Origin of the sequence: uncultured Methanospirillum sp. (assembly GCF_963668415.2) — an archaeon.
Taxonomy (GTDB): Archaea; Halobacteriota; Methanomicrobia; order Methanomicrobiales; family Methanospirillaceae; genus Methanospirillum.
Map to the genome: position 1 here is coordinate 655,792 of NZ_CAXXDL010000001.1, position 12,087 is coordinate 667,878.

Here is a 12,087-nt window from a genome sequence, read left to right on the forward strand (position 1 = left end):
TTTTATCTCCTGTATAGAGAATGTATGGCCCCTTCCATGGTGGCTCGTTTCTGTTCTGGTATAACGAATACCGGAATCTTTATTGTGCAAAAAACATATCGCTATTAACATGCCCGGATATCGCATAGCTGATGCTTTGTATTTTACCGCTGCAAAGACACGAGTGAAGAAGACGGGCTGCTTCCGGATATGAGTATGGAAGATGAGTGGACTGATACCAATGAAAGACCGAAGATATCAGTCCTTTATGTGGATGATGAACGGGATCTTCTAGATCTTGGGAAGATCTTTCTGGAGCGGTCAGGCGAGTTCAGAGTTGATACCCGGACATCTGCAACTGAAACCTTAAAATTATCCTCCCTTGGAGAGTATGACGCCATCGTCTCTGACTATCAGATGCCTGATATGAATGGCATCGATTTTTTGCAGGAGATCAGAGGAACTCACAGGGATATGCCATTCATCCTCTTTACCGGAAGAGGACGTGAAGAGGTTGTCATTCAGGCCATCAATAAGGGTGCTGATTTTTACATCCAGAAGGGTGGAGATCCAATCGCACAGTTTGCCGAACTCGGGCACAAGATCAGAGAAGCGGTTGGGAGAAGACTGATAGAACAGATGCTCAGAGAGACAGAAAAGAAGTTCTCTGATATCATCGCATTTCTTCCAGATCCCACATTTGCCATTGATCAGTCAGGGAGAATAATAGCATGGAACCGGGCCCTGGAAGAATTGACAGGATTTTCGTCTGATAGAATGCTGGGAAGCGGAAAACAGCAGTATCAGGCTGCATTTTACACAACAGACCGGCCTCTCCTCATCGACCTGATAGATGAACCTGATGAGGAGGTCAGGAAGTATTACTCTATCATTCACCGGGAAGAAGGCTCTATCACAGCCGAAGCTGAATCAATAAAACTCAATGGAACAAAAATATTCGTTCATATCAAAGTGAGCAGGCTCTATAACCAGTCGGGAGTTGTAACCGGGGCTATTGAGTCGATTCGCGATATCACATTTATAAAACAGAAAGACCTGGAGTTCCATACAGTCCAGGAGCGGTATCGTTCAATCGTCCATGATCAGACCGAGATGGTCATAAGATTTGTACCTGATGGAACAGTCACATTCATCAACGATACATTCGGTCTCTTTTATTCGCAGATCATGAATCAGACTCCTGTCGAAGGAGGCAGAATAAGTGACCTTCTGCAGGATACATACCCGAAGTTTGAGGAATTTATAACTTCACTTAGCAGGGAGAACCCGATTCGCGATATTGAACAGGAGATTACCGGTAGTGACGGCAGAAGATTCTGGCATTTATGGTCTGTCAGAGCGTTGTATGACATGGATGATAACCTGTCAGAGTATCAGGCTGTGGGAAGGGACATCACAGAGTTGAAACTGGCTGAAACTGCTCTTCGTGAGAGCGAAGCAGGACTTCGGTTATTCATCGAGAAGACAAGCGACTCCTTCACCCTGATAGATGAAGAAGGAGTCATTATTGAATGGAATGCTAGGTCTGAACGACTTTCCGGTTTTTCTAAAGAAGACGTTATAGGGATGAAGATCTGGGACCTGTTCTGCAGACTTGCAACCGCAGACAGGAGGACAGAAGAGAACAGAAAGAAAGCAGAAGAGACGTTCAGAAATTCACTGGCAACAGGTGTTATTCCATTTTATAACGACCGGATAATTGAGATTGAGCGATCTGACGGAGCACGAATCAGTGTCAGGCAGATACTATTTCCTATCAAAACCACACGAGGATTCAGAATCGGGCTGATAACCAGGGATAGTACCAGGGAGAGAGATGAGAGAGCTTCCGCGTGATCCTGACGGTATATCCATCGGAATTGAACAACAATTCAGGGACATCGTAGAGCGGTCAACTGACCTGATCCTTCTCCTTGACAATGACCTGAAACCGGTGTATGTGTCCCCCTCAGCAAAAAAACTCCTTGGGTATGAACCAGAGGAGCTGGTTGGAAAAGATATAGAATTCGCCTCATCGGTGATCTTTCCGTTGAGCAGGGATGATTTTACTACCACCTTCAGGGTCCTCATAAGCGGTGAACCTACCGAAAACCTGGAGATGAGAACAAAAAAGAAAGACGGAACGATGATCCTGGTCAGCATGTCTGTTGTGCCGATTCTTGAAGACGGAGTCTTTACTGGTGCCCAGGTATCAATACGGGACATTACCGCTGCCAGGAAGGTTGAAAGCGATCTGAGAGAGAGTCAGGAGAGATTCAAACGGTTTGTTGACAATGCCAGGGATATCCTGTACCGTATGACTCTCCCGGATTGCAGGTTTGAGTTCGTAAGCAGGGCAGCGACAAGACTTACCGGATATTCTCCTGAAGAGTTCTATGCAGATCCTGGTCTTATAAGGCGACTTATCCATCCTGATTCGAGGGAAATTTTCAGCAAACGGTGGGATGATATTTTTGAGAATCGAACCCCACCGTATTTCGAGTACCGGATAACGGACAGGTATGGGAGGAATCGCTGGTTTAATCAAAGAAATGTAATTATCACAGATGAGAACGGAACGCCTGCTGCACTCGAAGGGATTGTGACTGATGTATCAGGACAGAAAGAGATCGAGAACCGGTTGAGGAGAAGTGAGGAACGGTTCCTTGCAGTCACCCAGAATGCTGGCTCATGGGTCTGGGAGATCGATCCAGATGGTATCTACACCTATGCAAGCCCTGCGGTTTACTCCATCCTTGGATACTGGCCTGACGAACTGGTTGGAAAGAAACACTTTTCAGAGCTCTTTGATCCTGCTGTAGGTGATAAACTCAAAGCCACAGCAATGGATGCGATCTCCAGATGCCGTGTTATCAATGACCTGGTTAATATCAACCTCCACAGGGACGGAAAAAGAGTTTTAATCAAGACAAATGGCATACCCGTCTTTGATGATTCCGGTACATTTACGGGGTACTGTGGCGTTGACCAGGATATTACAAGCGAGAAGGAATCAGAGGATAAACGCGCTGAGAGCGATGCAAAATACCGGTTACTTGCAGAGAATATCTCTGATGTGATCTGGGCTGTTGACAAAGATCTGCATCTCACCTATGTCTCCCCATCTGTCCTTGCACTCAGGGGCATGACACCCGAAGAAGCACTTGTGGAGCCGGCATCTGATGCTCTGATACCAGATTCGCTGCAAAACATGAGGCGATCATGTAAAAAATGGATCGGGATGATCAACCGTGGAGAGCGGGAACTGAAAGATAATACCATAGAACTTGTGTTCAGGCACAAAAACGGTTCGACGGTCTGGACCGAGGTGATGATAACACCCATCAGAGACAGGAATCAACAGTTCAACGGGTTCATCGGAGTTACCAGAGATATTACTGAACGCAAATGGGCAGAAGTGTCACTCAAAGAGAGCGAGGAAAAGTTCAGAACATTTGTGGAGAATGCCAATGAACTCGTGTACGCTCTGACACCGAATGGCATCTTCACGTATGTCTCCCCAAACTGGACCGAATTTCTCGGATATGAACCTGACGAGTTGGTAGGAAAATCCGCAGAAACCATCGTTCATCCGGATGATTATCCCCGTGTTCATTCATTTTTCAATAATATTGCCAGAACAGGGGTGAAAAACCGGATAGAAGGATACAGAGTCTGTCACAAGAATGGAACGTGGCAGTGGCATACTCAAAGTCTTTCACCGGTTTTGGATGATACAGGGAACGTATTCAGTCTTCTGGGTGTCTGCCATGATGTCACAGAACGAAAGCGGACTGAAGAGGCTCTCAGAGAGAGCGAAGAGAAGTTCAGATCGTTTGTTGAGAATGCAAATGATGTGGTCTTTTCCATTAGTCCGGATGGTATCTTCACATACCTCTCTCCCAAATGGACAGATCTTCTCGGGTATGAGGAGGGCGAAGGGGTTGGAAGATCATTGTATTCGTTAATCCACCCTGATGATCGTTCTGAAATTCAGGAGTTTGTAACAGAGGCAATAACAAAAGGAATCAGAAAGAGTGGAAATACCTACCGGATTTGCCTCAAAGACGGAAGCTGGCAGTGGCACACCCAGAGCATATCACCAGTCTTTGACGATAAGGGCAGCGTTGTAAGCCTTCAGGGTATCTGTCACGATATAACCAGAAGAAAACAGAACGAAGAGGCACTGGCTAATGCAAACCGCCAGCTCAGCCTTCTCACCGGCATCACCAGGCATGATATTCTCAATAAAATCACGGTTATTCTTGGTCATGTCGGTGTTGCTGAACTGGAATGCAAAGATGAAGAGTTTGCGGATTACTTGCGCAGGATAAAATCAGCAACCAATGATATCAGGTCCCAGATTGGATTTACCAGGGTTTATGAAGATCTCGGTGTACAGGAGCCACTATGGGTTGATCTCGATACCATCCTACCAAGAGAGAACCTTCCATCAGGCATCACGGTGACCTCTGACCTCAAGGGTGTATCTGTTTTTGTGGATCCAATGATTGAGAGGGTTTTTTACAATCTGCTCGATAACTCGGTCAGGCATGGTGAACGGGTCACCACAATCAGGGCCTCTTCACATGTAGAGAAAGGAGATCTCATTGTTGTATGGGAGGATAACGGGGTAGGTATCCCTGATACTGATAAGATCCTCATATTTGAGCGGGGATTCGGGAAGAACACAGGTCTTGGAATGTTTCTGGTCCGGGAGATCCTCTCCCTGACCGGGATCTCAATTCATGAGACAGGAAAGCCCGGTACCGGGGCACGATTTGAGATCAGGGTTCCTGCCGGAAAGTTCAGGATCTGACCACGTAAGATACCCCCGATCACCAGAATGGCGGGATCTGGTTCAGGAATCAGGATCGTCGATAGGGCGCCACATTCCGTCAGGAACATGGATCTCGAATCTGGCACCGCTTCCTGCCTTCCCGGTCTCTCTGATTGATATGCTGGTGATGTGAAGAATCTCACGCACCAGAAACATCCCAAGCCCGGTGTTCTTCCCAAATCCCTTCTCGAATATCAGTTCTTTCTCATCGTCCGCAATTCCGACTCCGTCATCGGTGTACACCAGTACAATACCCCCGTTTTCGTGTTCCATTCGTAACGATATTTGAGAGATGTTCATACCATGACGAAGTGAGTTTTCCACAAGGTTGAAGAAGGCCTTCTCAAGCATGTTGTCGCCGTAGATCTCGATACCCGCGATATCACAGGAGAACCTGACTGGAGTCTCCCTGAACACGTGTATCGCCCGACTGAAGAGGGCACTGATATCATGCCATCCGGGTTTCTTAACCCCGATATCCTGGTAGTCACGGGTAAACTCGATCTGATTTCTCATCTTTATGAGTGTGGTGCCCATCTTTTTCCGGTATACATAGCTCTGCTTTTCATCGGGATTCTCATTGATCATGTGCAGAAACCCAATTAGAGAGGTTATCGTGTTGAGCAGATCATGCCTGGTGATACTTGAAAGCAGGTTGAGCTTGTTGTTGGCCTCCTGAATTGCTCCTTCGAGTTTTCTCCGCTCAGTGATGTCGCTCCCGACCGAGATGACAGATATCACCTTTCCGGTATCATCGCGTATGGCCCGGTTTGTCCAGAGAATCCAGACTTTTTCCCCGTTCTTCTTCAGGTTTGTATTCTCATGTGGTTTGAACTTTTCAGGAGTCCTTCCAAGTTCATACACAAACTGCTTCAGAACTTCGGGATTCTCGGGATATTCAGGGAGGATTGTCCCAATGAGATGTCTACCGACCAGTTCAGCAGCTGTATATCCAAAGAATTGTTCGGCATACGGGTTGACGTACGTGATAATTCCATCGGGCGTGAAGGTGACCAGGATATTATTGATATCTTCAACCAGATTCCGAAACTTCTCCTCGCTCTTCTGCAGATCCTTCTCTCTGAGGGTAAGAAACGTCACATACTGCTGTAATTTCTTCTGTGTTGTGTTGAGTTCTGCATTTGAATGTTTCAGCTCGCGGGTTCTGTTCTCAACAATCTCTTCAAGATGCCCCTGGTACTTCAGAAATTCCTGCTCTGTCCGTCTCCGCCTCCTGATATGTATCACCATGACAACGATGACGACTGCCTGGCAAATGATGATGAGAAGGGCAACCAGGATGTAACTTAAGTACTCCTCAAAGAGGGATACCGGATGATTGATGATACCAGATCCGGGAGGGAGATCTGAAGGTTTCAGCCCGTATGTACTCATCTCATGGTAATCAAACCTGATAGGATTCGGGCTCTCTTTCAGGACAGGAATCCAGGAGGGAGGGGTTCCTTTCAGTATCCGTTCCGCCATTATTGCTGCATTTCTGCCCTGATCATACTGGGAGATCAGGACTCCGCCCAGGATTCCTTCTCCCATTCCATGATACCAGAGGTGATAGAGGGGAACAGGCAGATTCTCTTTTATGAACCTGAGACCTTCTTCAAAATTCGTCGTTTTCAGGTTCTTATCCTGGTAGGCAGAGAGGAGAAGGACTGAAGAGGACTGGTTTATTTTCTGCAACCTGAGAGCATACTCACTCCAGGCCATATCTGCAAGCGAGAGGACCGTTAAGGTGTACCCGGGATACGATCTGTTGTATCCAAGAAATGTCGCGGCATCAGCCCTGCCGGTGACAGTATCGTCGGAGAGGGCGACAATGGTTCTGGCTTCAGGTTGCAGCCGTATCATCAGGTCAATGGTCTCTTTCATCGAGACTGCTTCCATCACACCGGTGATGAGAGGATCTGTGTCATGAAGCTCTGCCTTCTTCTGATCATTGATGCCAAAGAAGACGATCGGCGTTTTGTTAAACAACTCCTGCTTCTCTGCAAGGACAAGGTTCAGAGCATTGTCGTCTGCAACAAGGAGGAGATCGTAGGCCGGAAGGTGCCGTATCTTCCTGGTAAATATCTGTGAATACTCGCTGATATCTTCAGGTGAGGAGAAGCGTTTCGCATCCATGTACTCGATATCAAGATGTACCGTATCGGGAGAGAGAACAGATTTTACGCCATTTATCTGTTCAAAAAATGTTGGAAACCCTGGATTGTATGAACTGAGGAGCAGAACATGGGGATTTGTGTGTATCTGACCCGGGCCCTGATCGCTCGCAGATCCTGGGACAAAACAGACCAGAATGAGTACCAACACAAAAAAAATCATCCTGATATGGATCACAGATCTGTTCCTTCTCCAGAAGAGGTATAACACACGGTAATGGATAAACCTCACTGAAAGCAGGATTTTTTCCAGGACATTGATGGTTCACTGATATGGATCAGTATTCTTCACCGACCTCTTCAGGGGATAGGTCAGTCACATATTTATCTCCTGAACAAGGAACTGAGTAGAGGAGGATATCAGATGGCATCACCACTTCTAGCAGCAGTACTCTCATTCTTTATCCCGGGACTCGGCCAGTTCTATACCGGACAACTGACGAAAGCAATCGTGCTCTTCATTGCGGCCATCATCTTTGCACTGCTCTCTACCATCATTATCGGGATACCATTCTACATAATTGTCCTCGTCTACAGCATCGTTGATGCCTACAACGCTGCCAACAAAGACTGAAAGCAGAATGTAAAATGGACTCACCCCTGCCCCATAACTTTTCCAGGTCACCGGTAGAGGAGGTCTGCTTCTCTCTTACCATAAACAGAGATCAGATCTCTCTCACTGTTCCGGCACCGTATCCGGGATGGGGAGCAATCAGGTTAAAAATAGACACAGAGATTGCTGCTCTCCCGGATACCTTTGAGGTAACAGGATGCAGTCTCAGATACAGGGATCGTTTTCTTCTACATAGTGACGGCTTTTCCCAGGTTATGAGTGGGTTAAATCAGGATATCTTTCATACAACCCGGGTATCAGGTACTGAATCAGAATTGATCCCAACGGTTCTGAATCCTGAACTCCGGGCACGTGTCTCTTCCCGCTTTGAAGGAGGAGAACAGCCAGCCTGGACATTGACCTTTGCTGTTGAAACAGGAGAGCCTCATCGCTTTGAAGACCCGGATGAGATCCTCTCCTGGTTTGATTGGGCTCATGCCCTCATCCACACCCTCTTTGACCAGATTGTTCCTGTAGAGATCGTGGAAACTATCAGGTGATCCCAGGACAGATGCCGGAATCATCTGACCGGTTGAGGAAGTTTCTGATGAGAACGGGTGTGTTCACCGATCCGGCAGGCTCAAAGAGTTGCTGCCTGCAGGCAATACCAGTACTCTGATTGAGCACACCATCTCTCTGAAACCTGGAGAAGATCTCTTTTGCACAGGTATCGTCAAGGACGTAATGCCAGTATATCCCGGCATTGTCTGAAATGAAGAATGCCGGGTTCAGGAGCAGGGACGATGGGCCTGAACCTGCCCGATACCCGGTCAGGTTTTGGTACACCCGGTCATACAGACTGATAAAATCCGGGGTCCTGTTCCCTGAATGGATCTCGAGATCCAGGAGTGAGAGGAAGTAGGGATAGACCTGAATATACCCGGAACCCCAGCCAGCCTCTTCTCCGTGACCTGCAATGATCTGATCTCTCAGGGAAGATGGAAGTCCACCTCCTGTCTGTTTCTTTCCAGACATGTGATCAAGGACTTCAGGAGTCCAGAGAAACTGTTCGAAGAAGAGCGAGTAAACCTCACTGTACCCACCTGGATCGCGGGCACCGCTTGAGAGGGTGGCATACCTGCCGGTGGCAAGGCTGTGTCTGAGAAGGTGGCCATACTCATGAAACAGCACCTGGAGATCAACAGGTGACAGGTTTATCTCTCTGCCCCGGGTCCCAGGAACAGATACTATGAGGGCCGATACCGGAGGGATCCATTTACCGTTTGATTCGTGACCGGCACGAAGGAAGTATGTCTTTCCAGATGTGCTGCCGATACTGTTCTCCTGACGAATCCACAGGTAAAACCAGGCTTGTGTATCAGAAGAGTTGGGACGCGGGATTCTGAAGAGATGGATACCAGGATATTCCGCGAACGTGACAGGCGAGATAGGGATTCCGAATATCTCTGACACCAGATCGTTGAGTCGTTCAACTACATTCTCTGCAGGAAAGAATGCTGAGATTGCACTAGTATCGTTCACCCGGGATGATAGACCTGATCGGAGGGACGGAACCTCATAGTCATAGACCGCTGATGCTCCTGGCTCAGTCTTCTGCTTCTCACGAAGGAGTTCTGCCGCCTCTTCGTGTGAGGCCCTGCTTGAGGGAACAGATGCGGTGTAGAGATAAGAGAGGAGGCGGTTTCTGTCTAGCGGTACACCGGAGTGTGCAATCTGGTAGTCTGCAAAGGAGTCGTACCCGAGCAGAGCTGTGATCTGTTCTCTCAGGCTGACGATCTCAGGGATCAGCGGAAGATTCAGCGAGGCATTCCCATCGTGCTGATTTGCAAGATACGCAGATCCTCGTCCAGAGAGGTTCTCGCTGAGATTGGTCATCTCATCCGTCACATCTTCCTGAATGAGGGCAAGGCTGAAATCGTCTGTCAACCGGTTATGCAGTTCTCGATCAATACCCTGATCCGGAGTTACCCGGGAAAGAGCATGTGCGATATCCTCTCGCAGGTATACCGCATTCAGGAATTCATCCCGGTGGTATGAAGCCTGTTCAGCATCGGATTTTACAGCCGGATCAGTAGATATTTCGGCGACAAGGGAATATTTTAAAGTTTTTTCGTCAAAGTCAGCAAGGATTTCATCGAGCCTGACATCGGTGTTCGTAAAGTTACGTGAGGGATCCGGCATTGCAGCAAGATCATCAAGGTCACGGGTGGTATCAGCGATACTCTGGTTGATCTCATCAGGGATTTCTCCGGCAGTGTAGGTCAGACGTATCGGATCACCAGTATCAGGAGATGCCAACCGGGTTTGAAGAGTGTGATCATCAGTACTGAACCAGATTACAGAGAGGGCGGTTATAATCAGGAGAAGAGTTACAACTCCTGCGATGATGATCTGCCGACCCATACTCTTGTATTAGTGTGAACAGGGATATGAAAGGTAAGTATTTCCTGACTTGAGGGGGAGCATGTATCAATCAGTGTTCACAATTTATCTCAAGATAACAATTTCTGGATGTGACTCGATACTTATACAAGAAAATAATTATCAGTTGGGTGAAGTTTTTTAGCAGGAATCATGTATACTGGTAACTGCTGAAGACCAAAGAGGTGAATGATATGGGTACAATCACGGTCAGGGCAACATATGATGGATCATCCTTCAAAACTCTGGAACCTCTGGAGTTAGAACCAGATACAGAATATATCTTAACAATAGAGAAGAATCCGAAGAGAAGATCAGAACATGCAATTGAGTTTCTTATCAGAAATGCAGGAACCATATCGGGTCCATCTGATCTTTCCGACGAACATGATCACTACCTCTACGGAACCCCGAAAAAAGGCGAACAACGAGAATGAGATCTGTCTTCATCGATACCTCTTTTGTCATTGCGATATTCACCCCGGAAGACAAACACCATAAGCAAGCTCTGGAAATTGCACATGAACTATTTGACTATACAGAGATCTGGATTACAGATGCCATAATATATGAGATTGGAAATTCATTTTCAAAAACCGGCAAACAGATAATTGCAGAGTTCATCAGGGATTGTTACACAACCGAACAGATGCATGTTGTAAAGACAGATGAACCACTCCTCATGAAAGCTCTCACACATTATTCTGATTACCTCGATAAAGACTGGAGCCTCACAGACTGTCTCTCTTTTGAAGTGATGAAAGAGAAGAATATTGCCATTGCTTACTCTTCAGATCATCACTTTGAACAGGCTGGCTTTCAATACGTGCTTCGCTAAAACCCATCAGATTATACCCTACCCCACTCATGTCAATCGGTAAAGGCGAATACCTGCGAACGCTCACCGCTGCGACGGTGCATATGAAGTCTGTACCGGTAGGTACAGACCTTGTAGGAAGTTCTCCACCCTCTGTCTTTATCGGATCGTCGAACTACCCGAAGGTCTATGCCGGTCCGATGATTGCACCGATGCACGGCGATACATCGGTCATGGACCGACCCGAAGAGTGGATCCCGGGAAATATCCCCCAGGACGAGATCATCAGGTACAGGCTCAGCCTGGTCAGGGGGATGCACCAGGTAAAAGCAACAGAAATTGATGACAGGTTCATCGGAAAGCTCCAGGAGATAGCACTTTCAGACAATTCAATCGAGAGCGAGGCTACCTTTTCCACGGCACCGGCCGGTTTTTCGTTCAGCGAGGAGCACACACCCTATGGTCCGAGTGCACCGATAAAACGCCTTGAGATCGAGGAGCAGCGCTGGAACCGTGACCTTGAGAAGGTGTATTATGATACCGATCTGAAGGCAGCCGATGCGGTTGTCGGGCTGCATCACAGTAACACCCCCTTCTCCCATATCCAGAAGGCCTTCTCGGTCGGTGTGATGGGAAACAGGCGGGGGAGGCGTCTTGTGCCCACCCGGTGGTCGATAACGGCCTGTGACACCATCATCGGAAACCACCTGCTCAAAGAGGTGAAGAAGTGTTCTGCCATTGATACCTGGAAGGTGCACGAGTTCAGCAGCCTCAACAACCGATACGCAGTCATTCTCATGCCTACCCCATGGCAGTACGAATGGACAGAAGCATTTGTCAGGGTGCTTGGAAATGAGGAACTCGTCTTTTCAGATCACGAACTGCATAAACCAAAGACACAGTACTCACATCTAGGTGGATGTTACTACTCCTGCAAGATGGCGGTCCTTGAAGCACTGGCAGAGCAGCAGAGGCAGGCAGGAGCAATCATCCTCCGTGAAGCATCTTCCGGCTATGTACCCCTCGGAGTTTTCAACGTGCGTGAGAACGTGCGAAATGCGATGAAGCAGAAACCACGGGAGTTCGAGGATGAAAAACAGGTCAAGGACTACCTGTCAGATACGTTCACGTTGCCACTCAGACGGTTCGAAGAAGCAGGGACTCTCTTTCACAATCTTGGGAGAAAGCGACAGACAACCCTTGGAGAGTTTTGACACGTCAGTCTGATCTCATGGTTTTTCAGGTTCATAATCGTTCCAGAGCATAAAAGGGATAAGATAAG

General features: G+C 47.6%; 9 protein-coding genes. 7 read left to right on the top strand and 2 right to left on the bottom strand.

Going from position 1 to position 12,087, the window contains the following annotated elements; all coding sequences use genetic code 11:
• Positions 1–195 precede the first annotated feature (195 nt).
• Together ACHZA2_RS02995 and ACHZA2_RS03000 are read left to right on the top strand one after the other, a co-directional pair.
• A complete protein-coding gene (locus tag ACHZA2_RS02995; RefSeq protein WP_319578484.1) occupies positions 196–1,836 on the top strand; it encodes a PAS domain S-box protein in 1,641 nt (546 codons plus the stop codon).
• Entirely contained in the window at positions 1,817–4,798 is a 2,982-nt protein-coding gene (locus ACHZA2_RS03000; protein WP_319578485.1) for a PAS domain S-box protein, read from the top strand. The genes ACHZA2_RS02995 and ACHZA2_RS03000 overlap by 20 nt, the downstream gene beginning before the upstream one ends.
• A gap of 42 nt (positions 4,799–4,840) precedes the next feature.
• On the opposite strand, the gene ACHZA2_RS03005 is transcribed toward ACHZA2_RS03000, so the two are convergent.
• A complete protein-coding gene (locus ACHZA2_RS03005; protein ID WP_319578486.1) occupies positions 4,841–7,141 on the bottom strand; it encodes an ABC transporter substrate binding protein in 2,301 nt (766 codons plus the stop codon).
• Between the two features lie 216 nt (positions 7,142–7,357).
• Here ACHZA2_RS03005 and ACHZA2_RS03010 point away from each other — a divergent pair, with 216 nt between their 5' ends.
• Both ACHZA2_RS03010 and ACHZA2_RS03015 read left to right on the top strand, forming a co-directional pair.
• The gene (locus tag ACHZA2_RS03010) at positions 7,358–7,567 is read left to right on the top strand and encodes a hypothetical protein (RefSeq protein WP_319540266.1); all 210 of its coding nucleotides are present in this window, start codon (positions 7,358–7,360) and stop codon (positions 7,565–7,567) included.
• 14 nt (positions 7,568–7,581) lie between these two features.
• Positions 7,582–8,106, top strand: coding sequence for a TIGR04255 family protein (locus ACHZA2_RS03015; protein WP_319578487.1), 525 nt, complete (start codon positions 7,582–7,584; stop codon positions 8,104–8,106).
• Here the strand turns inward: ACHZA2_RS03015 and ACHZA2_RS03020 are convergent.
• Positions 8,099–9,970: a M3 family metallopeptidase gene (locus ACHZA2_RS03020; protein WP_319578488.1), complete on the bottom strand. Its 1,872-nt coding sequence runs from the start codon at positions 9,968–9,970 to the stop codon at positions 8,099–8,101. The two genes, ACHZA2_RS03015 and ACHZA2_RS03020, sit on opposite strands and share 8 nt — an antisense overlap.
• Positions 9,971–10,182: 212 nt before the next feature.
• Between ACHZA2_RS03020 and ACHZA2_RS03025 the strand changes: the two genes are divergently transcribed.
• The 3 genes from ACHZA2_RS03025 to ACHZA2_RS03035 are packed head-to-tail and all read left to right on the top strand — an operon-like array spanning position 10,183 to position 12,019.
• Complete coding sequence (locus ACHZA2_RS03025) at positions 10,183–10,425, top strand: hypothetical protein (RefSeq protein ID WP_319540263.1); 243 nt, start codon at positions 10,183–10,185, stop codon at positions 10,423–10,425.
• A complete protein-coding gene (locus tag ACHZA2_RS03030; protein ID WP_319578489.1) occupies positions 10,422–10,826 on the top strand; it encodes a PIN domain-containing protein in 405 nt (134 codons plus the stop codon). The genes ACHZA2_RS03025 and ACHZA2_RS03030 overlap by 4 nt, the downstream gene beginning before the upstream one ends.
• 29 nt (positions 10,827–10,855) lie before the next feature.
• Positions 10,856–12,019 (top strand): Nre family DNA repair protein, encoded by a 1,164-nt coding sequence (locus ACHZA2_RS03035; protein WP_319578490.1) that lies wholly within the window; start codon positions 10,856–10,858, stop codon positions 12,017–12,019.
• The last annotated feature ends 68 nt before the right edge of the window (positions 12,020–12,087 follow it).